The sequence below is a fragment of the Bartonella sp. AC535YNZD genome (assembly GCF_042196625.1).
Taxonomy (GTDB): Bacteria; Pseudomonadota; Alphaproteobacteria; order Rhizobiales; family Rhizobiaceae; genus Bartonella.
The window spans coordinates 54,126-69,733 of sequence record NZ_JBHIQP010000001.1 but is presented as its reverse complement, the minus strand read 5'-3'; the positions used below and the strand labels follow the sequence as shown (position 1 = coordinate 69,733).

At 39.2% G+C, this 15,608-nt stretch carries 12 protein-coding genes and 2 pseudogenes; 9 read left to right on the top strand and 5 right to left on the bottom strand.

Annotation, left to right across the window (positions count from 1 at the left end; translation table 11 throughout):
• Positions 1-73: 73 nt before the first annotated feature.
• From ACFIM8_RS00255 to ccmA, 5 genes and pseudogenes are all read right to left on the bottom strand, one after another.
• Positions 74-667 (bottom strand): DsbE family thiol:disulfide interchange protein, encoded by a 594-nt coding sequence (locus ACFIM8_RS00255; RefSeq protein ID WP_375606183.1) that lies wholly within the window; start codon positions 665-667, stop codon positions 74-76.
• A pseudogene (locus ACFIM8_RS00250) lies at positions 642-894 on the bottom strand (hypothetical protein). Before ACFIM8_RS00250 ends, ACFIM8_RS00255 begins: the two are co-directional and overlap by 26 nt.
• Positions 882-1,660: pseudogene (locus ACFIM8_RS00245) on the bottom strand (heme ABC transporter permease). Before ACFIM8_RS00245 ends, ACFIM8_RS00250 begins: the two co-directional pseudogenes overlap by 13 nt.
• 46 nt (positions 1,661-1,706) lie before the next feature.
• Positions 1,707-2,372, bottom strand: coding sequence for a heme exporter protein CcmB (ccmB, locus tag ACFIM8_RS00240; protein ID WP_375606184.1), 666 nt, complete (start codon positions 2,370-2,372; stop codon positions 1,707-1,709).
• 20 nt (positions 2,373-2,392) lie between these two features.
• Positions 2,393-3,004 carry a heme ABC exporter ATP-binding protein CcmA gene (gene ccmA, locus ACFIM8_RS00235; RefSeq protein WP_375606185.1) on the bottom strand — a complete coding sequence of 204 codons (612 nt, stop codon included), beginning with the start codon at positions 3,002-3,004 and terminating at the stop codon, positions 2,393-2,395.
• A 297-nt stretch (positions 3,005-3,301) separates the two neighbouring features.
• On the opposite strand from ccmA, the gene acnA reads away from it, so the two are divergent.
• From acnA to ACFIM8_RS00190, 9 genes are all read left to right on the top strand, one after another.
• Positions 3,302-5,989: an aconitate hydratase AcnA gene (gene acnA, locus ACFIM8_RS00230; protein WP_375606186.1), complete on the top strand. Its 2,688-nt coding sequence runs from the start codon at positions 3,302-3,304 to the stop codon at positions 5,987-5,989.
• 237 nt (positions 5,990-6,226) lie between these two features.
• Positions 6,227-6,493, top strand: a complete 267-nt coding sequence (gene rpsT / locus ACFIM8_RS00225) for a 30S ribosomal protein S20 (RefSeq protein WP_273790272.1) — start codon at positions 6,227-6,229, stop codon at positions 6,491-6,493.
• Between the two features lie 701 nt (positions 6,494-7,194).
• Entirely contained in the window at positions 7,195-8,766 is a 1,572-nt protein-coding gene (gene dnaA / locus ACFIM8_RS00220) for a chromosomal replication initiator protein DnaA (protein ID WP_375606187.1), read from the top strand.
• Between the two features lie 186 nt (positions 8,767-8,952).
• Complete coding sequence (gene dnaN / locus ACFIM8_RS00215) at positions 8,953-10,074, top strand: DNA polymerase III subunit beta (protein WP_375606188.1); 1,122 nt, start codon at positions 8,953-8,955, stop codon at positions 10,072-10,074.
• A 20-nt stretch (positions 10,075-10,094) separates the two neighbouring features.
• Positions 10,095-11,228, top strand: a complete 1,134-nt coding sequence (gene recF, locus ACFIM8_RS00210; RefSeq protein WP_375606228.1) for a DNA replication/repair protein RecF — start codon at positions 10,095-10,097, stop codon at positions 11,226-11,228.
• Between the two features lie 55 nt (positions 11,229-11,283).
• Positions 11,284-11,736, top strand: a complete 453-nt coding sequence (aroQ, locus tag ACFIM8_RS00205) for a type II 3-dehydroquinate dehydratase (protein WP_375606189.1) — start codon at positions 11,284-11,286, stop codon at positions 11,734-11,736.
• Between the two features lie 131 nt (positions 11,737-11,867).
• Entirely contained in the window at positions 11,868-12,839 is a 972-nt protein-coding gene (gene cyoA, locus ACFIM8_RS00200) for a ubiquinol oxidase subunit II (RefSeq protein ID WP_375606229.1), read from the top strand.
• 84 nt (positions 12,840-12,923) lie between these two features.
• The gene (gene cyoB, locus ACFIM8_RS00195) at positions 12,924-14,942 is read left to right on the top strand and encodes a cytochrome o ubiquinol oxidase subunit I (RefSeq protein WP_375607850.1); all 2,019 of its coding nucleotides are present in this window, start codon (positions 12,924-12,926) and stop codon (positions 14,940-14,942) included.
• Positions 14,939-15,607, top strand: a complete 669-nt coding sequence (locus ACFIM8_RS00190; RefSeq protein ID WP_375606191.1) for a cytochrome (ubi)quinol oxidase subunit III — start codon at positions 14,939-14,941, stop codon at positions 15,605-15,607. Before cyoB ends, ACFIM8_RS00190 begins: the two co-directional genes overlap by 4 nt.
• The last annotated feature ends 1 nt before the right edge of the window (position 15,608 follow it).

Genomic DNA, 15,608 nt, shown 5'->3' with positions numbered 1-15,608 from the left:
GAAGAATAAGTGGCCGTATAAATAAAATAGCAATACATAGCATGATAAAACGTTATGTTTTTACAAACCTCCATTATTTTTCTTCTGTCATAATCGCTTGTTCAATTTTTGGTAGAATTTTTTTTTGATAAATTTGCCATGTTAAGGGACCAACATGTTTGGCAATAATAATACTCTCTTTATTCAAGAGAAAGGTTTCTGGTGGTCCATACACCCCCCAGTCAATAGCTGTATATCCTGAATCATCAAAGCCAATAAATTTAAAAGGATTACCAAAACTGTTTAAAAAGCGCAGGGCATTTGCTTTGTTATCTTTATAATTAATGCCAATTAGATCAAAACGTTTATCTTGTGCAATTTTCATAAGAAGAGGATGCTCTTCGCGACAGGGTAAACACCAAGAACCCCAAAAATTGACCAATGTGACACGTCCTTTAAACTGTTTTGAATTGAGATAACTTTCTTTATCAAGAAGAGGAAGATAAATATTGGGAGCAGGTTTTTCAGCTAATGCGTTTGGGAGAAGAGAAGAATCTTGAAGGTGTTTTTTATCCATAAAGTTGAAAAAAAACATCATGAGAAGAAGAAAAAGCACAAATGGTCCAAAAAAAACAAGCAGAACAGGCAAAGATATATTTTTTTTAAGTTTTGGAGGGATGTTTTTCATTATACTTTATCTTTTTGTGACAGCTCTTTTTTGTTTAGCTGTTGGAGAATTTTTTTTTGGTAGAGGGCTTTGCAAAGAATATATCCAATAAGACATAAGAGGGATATTGCAGAAAGCACATAGCTTAAAACAACAATTTGCTCGTGTTTAAGGGTGCTCAGGAAAAAATCAATTTTCTGAGATAGATTTCCTAAAAGTCCGCCGTGGATGCCATTTAGGTCGAGCATAATGAAGCGCCTATTGTTGTGCACGACGGGATTTTTTTATCTGAAGTATTTGGATATAACGATGATTGATTTCATTTCGCATAGCCATCAAATAGAGCGTAATAAACATAAAGATGAAACAAAAGAGCATTGTTATAAGGGGCCATAACATAGCATTGTCGATTGTTGGTCCTCCAGCGCGTAACAATGATGCGGGTTGATGCAATGTATTCCACCAATTAACAGAAAATTTAATAATAGGGATATTAACAAATCCAACAAGTGTAAGAATTGCAGTAGCGCGCGCGGCTTTTATTGGGTTGTCGAAAGCTCGTCCAAGCAGGATAATAGCAAGATAGATAAAAAGTAGAATTAAAACTGATGTTAACCGAGCATCCCAGACCCACCATGTTCCCCATGTAGGTCTCCCCCAAAGTGCTCCTGTCATGAGAGCCAAGGCGGTAAAAATTGCTCCAATGGGCGCCCCACATTTGAGTGCCACATCAGCAAGATGATATTTCCAAATCAAATTTCCTAATGCCGCGGCACTCATCGTTATATAACAGAATGTAGACAACCACGCAAAGGGTACATGAAGGTACATAATCTTAACAGTAATCCCTTGTTGATAGTCATCAGGGGAATGCATCACAAGAATCAATCCAAAGATAAGAAAACACAATGTTATGCTGGCTAACCAAGGCAAAATCATTTTGCTTATTTTCATGAAATGGGTAAAACTTATAGGGAGTGATCTCATTTTATATGTGCGCATTATTTCATTCATAAAATTCATAATAGGCAGAGTTTTGCTATGCGGCAATCAACTTTTATTATTCTGATAAAAGTTTAAGCGTTATCGCAGCAACAAAAGAGCTAAAGAGACTCAAAAGAAGTGAAAAAGCGCTGAGAAGAGCTAGGGAAGTGAGAAAAGAGGTATTTGGGTTTATTGGGGCTGTAGCAGCGGAAACACCAAAAATCATAATTGGAATGATCCACGGCAAGATAATGATAAAAATAAGCAAAGTACTGTGCAACAATGAAGTTGCGAGTGCAGCGCCTATAGCACCAATAAAAATAATAGCTGGTGTTCCGCATAAAAGGGTAAGTATTGTTGTAAAAGTTATTACTACATCTAAATGAAGCATGAGGGCTAAAATAGGTGTAGCAAAAATAAGAGGAAGCATTGTTCCTACCCAATGGGCAAGACATTTGGTAAAGACAATTAGTGTAAAACTTTGTCTTTGTTCTGAAAGGATAAATTGGTCGAGATTACCATCATCGCGATCGATTTGGAAAAGTTTGTTCAGATTGAGGAGCCCTGCAAGAAGGGCTCCAAACCACAATATACCCGGTCCTATTTGTGCAAGAGTTTTGGGATCTGGTCCAATGGCAAAGGGGGTTATGACAACAACAGCGATGAAAAACAATAATCCTGTTAGTGAAGTAGCTTGTAGCGCTAATAATAGTTTAAGATCACGCCAGAACAGTGCTTTCATTTTATTCTCTTTATTCTCTCCTAGAGAGGTAAAAATTTTTCCAGAGCGATGGTATGGTTTTCTGGAATACCTAGGGAATTATGAGTCGCGGCGATAATCATACCACCTTGATTGAGATGACGCTGGAAAATACGGGCAAGGAGTTTCTGAGCATGGTTATCGAGACCAGATATTGGTTCATCCAAAATCCAAATAGGACGATAGGAGAGTAAAAGACGGGCAATAGCGACACGTCTTTGTTGTCCAGTTGACAGAGTGTTAAAGGGTAAATGTTCAAGATCAGAAAGACCAATATCGGCAAGGGCTTCATGCACAAAGCGTAAATGTTGACCATAAAATTCTGCCCAAAATTGCAAATTATCAATGACAGATAAGAGAGGTTTCATAGCGTTTTGAGGACCAAGGTAATGACAGGCAGTTGCAACAGGGTATGTTTGATTATGGTCTTTAAGGATTATATGACCTTCAGCAGCTTCAAGAAGACCGACAATGATTCGGAGTAATGTAGACTTTCCGATACCATTAGGACCGGTGATTGTCATAAGTTGCTGTGAAAATAAACAAAAAGAAAGACCTTGAAACAGAATTTCCTCGTTTCTGTAAGCAGCTAGATCTTTGCCTGATAACACCATGTGATTGCCTATTTTGTTTTTATTTTCATATTCTTTAGTGCATTATAGAATAAAAAACACATTTTTTATGCAATTGTACCTAGAATAGTTCTAGAAATAGTTCTATAAGGGGTACCTTACATCAATATCTGGTGTAAAATGGTTTCTGGCGCTGATTTCCGCATTTGCCTATGAGCGGGTGGAGGGGGAAATGGATAGCGGAGGTAATTGCGTCTGCGCTCAAGCTGCGACCTTGACTCGTAGTTTGTGTTGTTCATTCCTGGAAATTGGGTGGTTATAGTATGAGGGTGGACAGTCATGACTCAAATTGATAGCTTTAATTGTCGCAGAGTATTAAATGTTGGTGGCAAAGAATATACTTATTATAGCTTGATCGAAGCGGAGAAGAACGGACTTGAAGGTGTTTCTCGTTTACCGTTTTCGATGAAAGTTATTCTCGAAAATTTATTGCGATTTGAAGATGGTCGCACGGTTAAAAAAGAGGATATCCTCAATGTTGCTAAGTGGTTAAGTGACAAAGGAAGTGCCGGGGCAGAAATTGCCTACCGTCCTGCACGTGTTCTTATGCAGGATTTTACAGGTGTTCCAGCAGTTGTTGATCTTTCTGCAATGCGTGATGCTATGGTTAAACTTGGCGGTAACGCTGAAAAAATCAATCCTCTCATTCCCGTTGATCTCGTCATTGATCACTCAGTTATTGTTGATGCTTTTGGCAATTCCATGGCTTTTAAGGAAAACGTTGAGCATGAATATGATCGCAATGGTGAGCGCTATCGTTTCCTTAAATGGGGGCAGCAAGCTTTTCAAAATTTTCGTGTTGTTCCTCCAGGAACAGGGATTTGTCATCAGGTTAACCTAGAATATTTAGCACAATGCGTGTGGACGAAGAAGGAAGAGGGATGTGAGACAGTTTATCCTGACACCTGTGTGGGAACTGATTCGCATACGACTATGGTAAATGGTTTAGGGGTCTTAGGTTGGGGGGTTGGTGGTATTGAAGCAGAAGCAGCAATGTTAGGCCAACCTGTTTCTATGTTGTTACCTGAAGTGATTGGTTTTCGTCTAACAGGGAAACTTAAAGAAGGTGTAACCGCCACCGATCTCGTGTTGACGGTGACCCAAGTGTTACGCCAAAAGGGTGTTGTTGGTAAATTTGTTGAGTTTTTTGGTCCTGGTTTGGAGCATATGACGCTTGCTGATCGGGCAACGATTGGGAATATGGCTCCTGAATATGGAGCAACGTGTGGTTTTTTCCCAATTGATAAGGAGACAGTGCGTTATCTCAATATGACAGGGCGTGATGAAGATCGGATTGCCTTAGTGGAGGCTTATACCAAAGCACAAGGGATGTGGCATGATGAAATGGTGGCTCATCCCATTTTTAGTGATACAATTGAATTAGATATGGGAACCGTTGTCCCTTCTATGGCTGGTCCTAAACGTCCTGAAGGACGTATTGCATTGGAAAATGTTGGGCAGGGTTTTGAGAAGGCATTGGTCGAAGACTACAAAAAAACTTCTGGACAAGGTGAGCGCTATCAGGTCGAAGGTGAAGAATATACGCTGAGTCACGGTGATGTGGTGATTGCTGCGATTACTTCTTGTACGAATACATCAAATCCAAGTGTTCTCATTGCAGCAGGTCTTTTGGCACGAAATGCTGTAGCAAAAGGTCTCAAAAGTAAACCATGGGTAAAAACTTCTCTTGCACCTGGTTCACAAGTCGTTGAAGCCTACCTTCAAAATTCAGGTCTGCAAAAAGATTTAGATGCGTTAGGATTTAACTTAGTAGGATTTGGGTGCACAACATGTATTGGAAATTCTGGCCCTTTGCATCCAGCTATTTCCAAAACGATTAATGACAATGGTATCATTGCAGCTGCGGTTCTTTCAGGAAATCGTAATTTTGAAGGGCGCGTTTCTCCTGATGTGCAAGCGAATTATTTAGCTTCACCACCGTTAGTTGTTGCACATGCGCTCATTGGGACAGTGTGTAAAGATTTAACCAAGGAACCTCTTGGTGAAGATTCAGATGGTCAACCGATTTACTTAAGAGATATTTGGCCAACTTCTCAAGAAATACAGGAATTTATCGAAGAAAATGTTACGCGTAAAGTTTTTGCTGAAAAGTATGCAGATGTCTTTAAGGGAGATGAAAATTGGCAAAAAGTTCGGATTCCTACAGGTTCTACCTATTCTTGGGATGAGCAATCCACCTATGTACGCAATCCACCTTATTTCGATGCTATGCAGAAAACTCCTGATGTCTTACCAGATATTAAGGATGCACAGATTTTAGGTTTATTTGGTGATAAAATCACGACGGATCATATTTCTCCTGCTGGTTCTATTAAGGCAGCTTCTCCTGCTGGGAAATATTTAATGGATCATGGTGTTAAAGTGGCTGATTTTAATCAGTATGGAACGCGTCGTGGGAATCATGAAGTTATGGTGCGTGGGACCTTTGCCAATATTCGCATTCGTAATTTCATGTTAGGGGAAAATGGTCGAGAAGGAGGTTATACGGTTCATTATCCGTCAGCGGTAGAACAAACCATTTACGATGCAGCAATGGCGTATAAACAAGAAGGTGTTCCGCTCGTTGTTTTTGCAGGTATTGAATATGGCAATGGATCATCACGCGATTGGGCTGCCAAAGGGACCAATCTTCTTGGTGTCAAAGCAGTGATTGTGCAGTCTTTTGAAAGGATACATCGCTCTAATCTTGTTGGTATGGGCATTGTCCCTTTTGTCTTTGAGGAGGGACTAAGTTGGAAATCTTTAGGCTTAAAGGGAGATGAAAAGGTTACAATTGAAGGGATTCATAACTTGAAACCTCGTCAAAAGACTGTAGCGAAAATTACTTTTTCTGATGGTACGGTAAAAACCGTTCCATTATTGTGCCGTGTTGATACTGAAGATGAGCTAGATTATTTGCATCATGGTGGAATTTTGCAATATGTCTTACGTAAGTTAGCCGTTTAAATTCTTTTGTTTGTTAAGAAATATCTATTATTAAGCTATAAAGTTGCGGATCAAAGAGTTTAGCTTCGTTTTTTTATGACTATCTTTGAAAATCTAATTGACGTTAGCTTTGGGATTGCGCTATAAGCCACACAGTTATAGGCAGCTTTATAGTTTTGCTTGGGTTGGATTTATTTATATTGGTAGAGTTGTTATTAGGACTCATTTTACCAAGGTGTTGAAAGAGAGATTATATTTATGGCGAATACACCTTCTGCTCGAAAAGCGGTGCGCAAGGTTGCGGCGCGCACACAGGTTAATAAGGCCCGCCGTTCACGCGTTCGTACTTTTATACGTAAGTTTGATGATGCTTTAGCGGGTGGCGATAAAGCATCTGCAGAGATTGCATTTAAGAATTTTGAGCCTGAAATTATGCGTGCAGTTTCTAAAGGGGTTTTTCATAAAAATGCTGCTGCGAGGAAAGTATCACGTTTAGCTAAACGCTTGAAGGCTCTCAGCGTTTAAGCTTTTTTTCCTTTAATTGAGAACAAAGCCAGTATCCATGAGGGTGCTGGCTTTTTGTTTATTATTTCAAAAGGTTTCTATTGAAAATAAGAATCGATAATGATTCTCCACTTGAAAAAGGAGAGAAAGTTTATAGGGGGAGGTATGGTTATCCACAAGCTTTGTGGATTTGTACAGAGTCTTTTTTGTCAAGCATTTTATTTTTTTTTTTAAATCTGAAGAGATTCTTTAATTATTGGTAAATTTAGAGAAAAAAAATGAATTGAATCAATATTTTTTTCAGTCCTCATTAATATAAGCATTTTTTTCGGGTTTTTTGATTTTATTTTGACCTCTTGCATTTTACCTCTGCTGTTTTGTATGGTTCTTATGAAGACTAAGAAGCATGAAGGGGTCACATCAGCGCATTATTATGTATTTTGTTGAATACAAGATGTTTTGATTTAGGTTTTTCGAAACTTTTGTGTTGGAGAGGTTTCTGGCGGTTTTTTAGTTTTCTTAATGGATATGTTTACCATTTTAGAAGGGTGGGTCATATCATGAGTGCAAATAAATCTTATTGGTCATCTTTGTTAGTGGGGTTGTGATGAGGCTATCCTAGGGGAGGGTGAGTAATCTTATTTGGGGTAGGGCGTTTTGCCTTCGCTAGATTTATTTTAGTTGTTTGGCAGGACAAAATTTTATTTTTATCAGGATGGAAGATGGTGGATAAATTGAACTCTAAAGCTAGTTCCTTTAAAAGGGTTTCGGTAAATATCCTGTCGGCAGAGAACATAATAAAGAATAGGATGACGGAAAGTGATGAGAACGTTTGTAGAAATGCTTCTATAGGGCATTCTATTGTTTCAGAGGAGGAAAGTGCGGCGGCTTTTGTCCGTGTTATGGCGCAGTTAAAGGTGCAGGTTGGTGTTGAGGCTTATACCAGTTGGTTTGGACGTGTGAAGCTTGCTGAATATAGTCATACTCTTGTAAAGCTTTCTGTTCCTACTGCTTTTTTACGTTCATGGATTAATAATCACTATGGTTCTCTTTTGACTCATTTATGGAAACAAGAGAATTCAGCAATTATTCGTGTTGAAGTTATTGTTCGTGGTATGGAACGCGTTTCAAGAGATGTCGTTTGTAAAAGAAGTGTTCCTCCTGTTGTGCTAGAGGAGCAGGCGACTTCATCTTTTGTTGAAAGTTGCGCAGAGCATTCAGTTAAGAATTCTCAAACGGGAGTTTTTGGATCCCCACTTGATTCTCGCTATACTTTTGAAAGTTTTGTTGAGGGGGCTTCTAATCGTGTTGCTTTAGCAGCTGCACGTTCAATTGCGGAGGGGCATAAAAGCGCTTTGCGTTTTAATCCTCTTTTTATTCACGCATCTGTTGGTTTGGGAAAAACACATTTGCTTCAAGCGATTGCTGCTTCTGCATTGAAGCGTTTAACGTCTGCGCGCGTTATTTATTTAACTGCTGAATATTTTATGTGGCGTTTTGCAACAGCTATTCGTGATAATGATGCTCTTTCTTTTAAAGAACAGCTTCGTGATATCGACCTTTTGATTATTGATGATATGCAGTTTTTGCAGGGAAAGTCGATACAACATGAGTTTTGCCATTTGCTTAATATGTTGCTTGATAGTGCAAAACAAGTTGTTGTCGCTGCAGATCGTCCACCAGCAGAATTAGAATCGCTTGATCTTCGCGTTCGATCTCGTCTTCAAGGAGGAGTCGCACTTGAAATTGAAGCACCAGATTATGAAATGCGTTTACAAATGTTGCGCCAGCGGTTAAAGGTGGCACAACAAGATGATGGCATGATATCAATCTCTGATGATATCTTGGAATATATTGCCAAAACGGTTTTAGGGTCGGGACGTGATATTGAAGGAGCATTTAATCAGTTGTTATTTCGTCAATCTTTTGAGTCTAATTTATCTTTAGAACGGATTGATGAGTTATTAGGTCACTTGACACGTCCTGGAGAACCTAAGCGAATTCGGATTGAAGAAATTCAACGTACGGTAGCGCGCCATTATAATGTTTCTAAACAGGACTTGTTGTCTAATCGCCGAACACGTACGGTTGTGAAGCCACGGCAAGTTGCGATGTATTTAGCAAAAGTATTAACTCCTCGCTCATTACCAGAAATTGGGCGCCGTTTTGGTGGGCGTGATCATACAACAGTTTTACACGCTGTGCGTAAAATTGAAGATTTGGTTTGTGGTGATCAGACATTGGCTAAGGAACTTGAGTTGCTTAAGCGGTTGATTGGAGAACAGGCTGTATAGTGTTTATCGTTTCTTTCTTTGGAGAGACTTTAAAGAATTTAATGAAAAGATTTATTTTTTCTTATACAGGAGTGACTTGCCATTTTAAGAGAGGTTTAATAAACTCTAGCAGGCGATTCTCTAAAGGGATCTATTCTTTAATTCTAAGGAATTTTTATAGTTTTTAGTAAATCATACGGGGCTTTTATGCGTATTACAGTTGATCGCAGTCAATTTCTCAAGTCTCTTGGTCGGGTTCACCGTGTGGTAGAGCGCCGTAATACTGTTCCTATTTTATCGAATGTGTTGATTGATGCAGAAAATGGCCGTGTACAGTTAAAAGCAACAGACCTTGATTTAGAGGTTATGGAATCTTTTGCAGTTAATGTTAAACAAGCTGGAGCAACAACTGTTCCGGCACATTTGCTCTATGATATCATTCGAAAACTTCCTGATAGCAATGAAGTTGTATTATCCCTCGATGAGAATCAAGCAGGTACAATGTCCGTTGTTTCGGGTTGTGCACATTTTCAGCTTCAATGTCTTCCGAAGGCAGACTTTCCAGAGTCGCTTCCTGGGCAATTTGGTTATCGTTTTTCTCTATCGGCATCAGGCTTAAAACATTTACTTGATTGTACACAATTTGCTATTTCTACTGAAGAAACCCGTTATTATCTTAATGGTATTTATTTCCATATTATTAATGATGGTGTTTTGAAATTGCGTTTGGTTGCAACTGATGGTCATCGTTTGGCACAAGTTGAGATGGAAGCTCCTTCGGGAGTTGAGGGAATGCCTGGAGTTATTGTTCCCCGTAAAGCTGTAGGAGAATTGCAAAAACTTCTTTCAGAAGAAAATGATAGCGATGTATGTATAGAGCTTTCGGAGACAAAAATTCGTTTTTCTATAGGCTCTGTGATTTTTACATCAAAATTAATTGATGGAACATTTCCAGATTATCAACGTGTTATCCCTCTTGGAAATGATAAAGAATTAATTGTTAATAGGCAGGACTTTTCTTCTGCAGTTGATCGTGTTTCAACGATTTCAAGTGATCGGGGGCGTGCAGTTAAATTAACGATTGAGCATGGACAGTTAAGGCTTGTTGTTAATAGCCCAGATTCGGGCAGTGCAGAAGATCAGTTATCAGTAACTTATGCATCTGAACCGCTTGAGATAGGATTTAATTCACGTTATCTTTTGGATATTGCTGGGCAGCTTTCAAGTGATGAGATGGTTTTTATGTTGGCTGAGGCTGGAGCACCAGCTCTGATTCGTGATAATGATGATGCGGATGTGCTTTATGTACTGATGCCTATTCGCGTTTAGGGGCAATTGTTTTGCAATGCATGGCGAGTCGTGTGCACAAAGTGGCAGTGAGGCAGCTGAAGCTTTTACGTTATCGTAATTATTCTTTTTTTAATATTCATTTTTCGGGTCAGCATGTGGTTTTTACTGGCCATAACGGTGCTGGTAAGACGAATCTTTTAGAGGCGTTATCTTTTCTTTCTCCTGGTCGTGGTTTGCGACGTGCTGCTTATTCTGATGTTAGCTTTGTAGAGGGCGGAGGTGAAGGATTCGTTGTATTTGCACGTCTTGAATGTGCTCTTTATGGTGAAGTAAAGATTGGTACAGCTTTGGAGGTTAGCGATAACAGTCGAAAGGTCCATATTAATGGTGTGAGTGAACCAGGTGATTGCTTAACAGATTATTGTCATATTAGTGTCCTAACACCGTCTATGGATGGTCTTTTTACAGGTCCTTCACTTGAGCGCCGTAATTTTTTGGACCGTATGGTTTTGGCGATTGATCCGTTGCATAGGCGCCGCATAGCCGATTATGATAGAGCTATGCGCGCACGAAATCGTTTGTTTTTAGATGGAAATGAAGATTGTGTTTGGTTTGATGCTTTAGAAAAGCAAATGGCAGAATTGGCGACAGCTATTTCTGCGGCGCGTGTTGATGTTATTCGGCTTTTAAATGACATGTTTACACAAATGCCGTCTCATATACCTTTTCCACGAGCTTTTTTGCAAATTGATGGTTTTTTAGAAACAGCTCTTAATGAAATATCAGCAACTGAAGTTGAAGAACAATTTTGTGATCGATTACGGCATAATCGCGCAATGGATCGTGCTGCTGGTCGGACGTTAGAAGGACCACATCGTGCAGATTTGCAGGTTTTTTATTCTGATAAAAATAGAACAGCAACATCGTGTTCAACAGGTGAACAAAAAGCGCTGCTAACAGGTTTAGTTTTGTGTCATGCACGTCTAACAGGTATGATGTCGGAAAGATCTCCCATTCTTCTTCTTGATGAAATGGCTGCTCATCTTGATTCGCATCGACGTGCTGCTCTATTTGATATTCTTGATGATTTAGCTGTACAAACATTTATGACAGGAACAGATCGTGTTTTATTTGATGACTTAAAAGGACGCGCAGAATTTTTTGAGATTAAGAATGGAGCTTTATTGCTGTAAAAAACATGCTAAATATTTTTCTAATAAGTGATGACTCTGAAAGAAAAGGCTTGCTATGTCAGAGATAATAACGATTTTAAATGGTCCTAATTTAAATTTTCTAGGTCAACGTGAGCCAGGAATTTATGGAACTGAAACTCTAGAAGGTATTGAAAAAAGATGCAGAGAATGGGCAAAAAAAAATGATATCATAATAAATTTTTATCAAAGTAACTGTGAAGGGCAATTAGTAGCATGGATACAAGAAGCAATAGAGGCAAGTTCTGGATTGATCATTAACCCAGCGGCTTACAGTCATACATCTGTTGCACTTCTCGATGCCCTAAAAATGTTTTCAGGGCCGAAAGTAGAAGTTCATTTATCTCATATTTATCAGCGTGAAGCTTTTCGTCACCATTCTTATACATCTGCAGGTGTAGACGCTATCATAACTGGGTGTGGAGGTGATGGATATCGGTTTGCACTTGAGTATATTGCAAAACAATTAAGCAAAATAATTAATTTGTGATAGGTAAAGAGCAAACGTTGGATAAGAGTAGTATTGGCATTGAATTCACTTGATAATTATTTTCAAATCTGTACAATATTAAGGTGTTATATTATGACAATTTTTAGTGCGTATGACGGGGGTAAATGAAGATGAAAAGCTTTGTTAGACAATTAGAGATGCTTGTGATTTTAGGGGGAGCACTGCTTTTGTCTGGTTGTAAAATTGATGTTATACAGCCATCAGGTTATGTTGCACGTCAACAGTTAATTTTGATTGTTGTTTGTGTGGCTGTTATGCTTTGCGTTGTCATTCCAGTAATGGTGAGTGTGGTATTTTTAGCTATAAAATATCGTGCATCGAATGTGAAAGCGGACTATTCTCCTGATTGGGCGCATTCAAATAAAATTGAAGCGTTGATGTGGAGTATTCCCATTGTAATCATAATGGTTTTAGGTTCATTAACAACTTATTATACCTATAAGCTTGAGCCTACAAATCCCCTTCCAGTAGAGGTGGTGGGTGAAGGAAAGCCATTGCAGATTGATGCTGTAGCTCTTGATTGGAAGTGGCTTTTTATTTATCCTGAATATGGTGTTGCATCGATTAATGAAATTTACGCGCCTGAAGGACGTCAAGTTTTATTGCAATTGACGTCAGAGAATTCTGTCAATGCCTTTTGGGTTCCCAAATTGGGTACGGTTCTTTACGCTATGCCGCAGATGAATGCTAAGTTGCATTTGGTCGCTGAAGAACAAGGGGTATTCAAAGGGACCTCAGCAAATTACAGTGGTGATGGTTTTTCGGGTATGCGGTTTAAGTGGCATTCTGTGTCTTCGCGGGATTTTGAGGATTGGATTGTAAAAGCTCGGGCTAATGGTCGAGTACTTGATCGTACATCTTATCGTCAACTTTCTATTGCGCCTCGTATGGGTGATATTGCTGCGAAGGAAAAAGATGCTGAAGTTCGTTATTTTGCACCTGTTGAGAAGCGGCTTTACTATCGTGTTGTTAATCGATGTGTCGATGAAAATACGGTGTGTAATGAAGATTTAATGAAACGTGCTGCTGCTCAGACGCTATGGGGTGCACTGTGTTCAGTATTTGATCCTGATGTTATTTAAAGGGTCAATAGAGAAAGAGCCCTTTTAATATTTTTAATATAAGGTTTCTTTTAAACTTAAATTTCATTTGAAATGGGTTGAGAAATGTTTGGAAGACTTACAGATCCTACGGCAGGTGCTTTTCATGCGCTTGCACATGAACCGATCGTTTTGTATACATGTATTGCGATTGTTTTGGTTGGTTTAATTGCTGTCGTTGCTCTGACAGCGCTTGGGTGGTGGGGAATTTTATGGCGAAATTGGATTACAACTGTTGACCATAAGCGCATAGGCATAATGTATATAGTTCTTGGAATTATTATGCTTGTTCGCGGTTTTGCGGATGCACTTATGATGCGAACGCATCAAGCTTTAGCTCTTGGGAGTGAAACAGCAGGTTATTTACCTCCTGAGCATTTTGATCAAATTTTTTCGGCGCATGGTACGATCATGATTTTTTTCATGGCTACGCCTATTTTATTTGGTCTTTTTAATTATCTTATACCGCTTCAAATTGGTGCGCGTGATGTTGCTTTTCCCTTTGCAAATAATCTGGGTTTTTGGATTACGGCAGCTGGGGCGATTTTGATTAATATATCCCTAGGTGTTGGTAATTTTGGTCGTGGTGGTTGGTTGATGTATCCACCTTTTACAGAATTACAAACGAGTCCAGATACAGGGGTAGATTATTATTTATGGTCTCTTCAGCTTTCTGGTATTGCAACAACAATGGGATCAGTGAATTTTATTGCAACGATGATTAAAATGCGTGCTCCTGGAATGACAATGATGAAAATGCCTATTTTTTGTTGGAGCGCTTTTGTCAGCAATGTTCTTATTGTAGTTATTTATCCTGTCTTAACTGTTGCTTTTGCGCTCTTGGCATGTGATCGTTATTTGAACATGAATTTCTTTACTAACGTTGGTGGTGGAAATCCAATGGTGTGGATTAATTATGTTTGGGTTTTTGGTCACCCTGAAGTGTATGTTTTGGTTGTTCCTGCTTTTGGCATTGTGTCTGAAGTTGTCTCAACTTTTTCTTCAAAACGCCTCTTTGGTTATACTTCCATGATATGGGCCATGGTGGTTATTTTGATTCTTTCGCTTCTTGTTTGGGGACATCATTTCTTTACAATGGGTGGTGGTGAAGCTGTAAATACCTTCTTTAGTATTGCTACGATGATCATCGCAGTTCCAACAGGTGTAAAAGTCTTTAATTGGCTGCTCACGATGTATAAAGGTCGGATTCGCTTTGAGCCTCCAATGCTTTGGTGCATGGGAATGATCTTTACGTTTGTTGGTGGTGGGTTAACTGGTGTTTTATTATCTATTGTTCCTGCAGATTGGCAGTTTCATAATTCGCTCTTTTTGATAGCGCATTTCCATCATACAATTATTGGAGGTGTGGTTTTCGCTTATTTAGCAGGGCTTGCTTTTTGGTTTCCAAAAGCTTTTGGTTATAAACCAAATCGCATACTAGGTATTGCATCTTTCTGGTGTTGGTTTATTGGTTTTTACCTTGCGTTTTTCCCTGTTTATGCGCTTGGTTTAATGGGTGCAACACGTCGTCTCCAGCATTACATGGAACCTAGTTGGCAGCCGATGTTTATTATTGCTGCTCTAGGTGCTTTTATTATCTTGCTTGGTATTCTTTGTTTTGTGTTACAGGTTGTTTTGGCGATTTGGTACGGTATTAAGCATAAAGGTCACCTACCGGTAACGTTGAATGATTCTTGGGGTGATGCACGTACACTTGAATGGTTTACCTCTTCACCGCCTCCTGCCTACAATTTTGCCCTCCTTCCAAAGATACAGTCTGATGATGCTTATTGGAATATGAAGAAAAGTGGTTATCAACGTCCGACAAGTGGATTCACAAAAATTCATATGCCGTCGAATACATCGGCTGGAATTATTGCGGGATTCTTCTTATTAGTTGTTGGTTTTGCACTTGTTTGGCATATTTGGTGGCTTGCTGCTGTTGGACTGATTGGTTTTATTGCAACGCTTGTGTGTCATTCATTAACAGGTGATCATCATGGTTACTATATTCCAGCTGAAGAAGTGCAAAAAACTGAAGATGCCTTTACGGCTGTTCTTAAAGAACAAGGAGTGACAGTATGAGTGCTGTAACAATGAATAACGCGAGTACTATAGATGAACTTCACCACGATAGTAGCTCGGTAATGACGTTTGGTTTTTGGGTCTATATTCTTTCAGACTTAATCCTGTTTTCGACACTGTTTTCAAGTTTTGCTGTTTTTTCTGCTTCTTATGGTGGTGGTAAAGCGGGCAGTGAGTTTATAGATTTAAAGTTTGTTTTGGTTGAGACTGCTTTCTTGTTGTTTTCATCCGTCACTTATGGCTTTGCAATGGTACAAGCACATAAAAATAACATCAGTGGTGTGCGTTTATGGATGGCTATTACCTTTGTATTGGGGTGTTGCTTCATTGGTATGGAACTTTACGAATTTCATGAACTTTTGAGTGAGGTTTTTTATTTCGATCCAAATGCTTATGCGGGTATTGATCCTGCAACAGGTTTACAGCTTTTTGGACGGGAGATACTTTCTGCTTATTGGTCAGCATTTTTTGCTTTGGTTGGCACCCATGGTCTTCACGTGAGTGTTGGTCTTCTTTGGATGGTCGTGATGTTTTGTCATCTTCGTCGTAATGGTTTGGATCAGGATAATAAAACACGTTTAGCGTGCCTTTCCATTTTTTGGCATTTACTTGATATTGTATGGGTTGGTGTTTTCACCATGGTTTATCTATTAGGAGCGTTGTGAT

What these genes read in the sequence shown, in the direction of transcription:
- ACFIM8_RS00255 (WP_375606183.1), bottom strand. Translation starts at nt 667, where the DNA reads ATGAAAAACATCCCTCCAAAACTTAAAAAAAATATATCTTTGCCTGTT.
- ccmB (WP_375606184.1), bottom strand. Translation starts at nt 2,372, where the DNA reads ATGAAAGCACTGTTCTGGCGTGATCTTAAACTATTATTAGCGCTACAA.
- ccmA (WP_375606185.1), bottom strand. Translation starts at nt 3,004, where the DNA reads ATGGTGTTATCAGGCAAAGATCTAGCTGCTTACAGAAACGAGGAAATT.
- acnA (WP_375606186.1), top strand. Translation starts at nt 3,302, where the DNA reads ATGACTCAAATTGATAGCTTTAATTGTCGCAGAGTATTAAATGTTGGT.
- rpsT (WP_273790272.1), top strand. Translation starts at nt 6,227, where the DNA reads ATGGCGAATACACCTTCTGCTCGAAAAGCGGTGCGCAAGGTTGCGGCG.
- dnaA (WP_375606187.1), top strand. Translation starts at nt 7,195, where the DNA reads ATGGTGGATAAATTGAACTCTAAAGCTAGTTCCTTTAAAAGGGTTTCG.
- dnaN (WP_375606188.1), top strand. Translation starts at nt 8,953, where the DNA reads ATGCGTATTACAGTTGATCGCAGTCAATTTCTCAAGTCTCTTGGTCGG.
- recF (WP_375606228.1), top strand. Translation starts at nt 10,095, where the DNA reads ATGGCGAGTCGTGTGCACAAAGTGGCAGTGAGGCAGCTGAAGCTTTTA.
- aroQ (WP_375606189.1), top strand. Translation starts at nt 11,284, where the DNA reads ATGTCAGAGATAATAACGATTTTAAATGGTCCTAATTTAAATTTTCTA.
- cyoA (WP_375606229.1), top strand. Translation starts at nt 11,868, where the DNA reads ATGAAAAGCTTTGTTAGACAATTAGAGATGCTTGTGATTTTAGGGGGA.
- cyoB (WP_375607850.1), top strand. Translation starts at nt 12,924, where the DNA reads ATGTTTGGAAGACTTACAGATCCTACGGCAGGTGCTTTTCATGCGCTT.
- ACFIM8_RS00190 (WP_375606191.1), top strand. Translation starts at nt 14,939, where the DNA reads ATGAGTGCTGTAACAATGAATAACGCGAGTACTATAGATGAACTTCAC.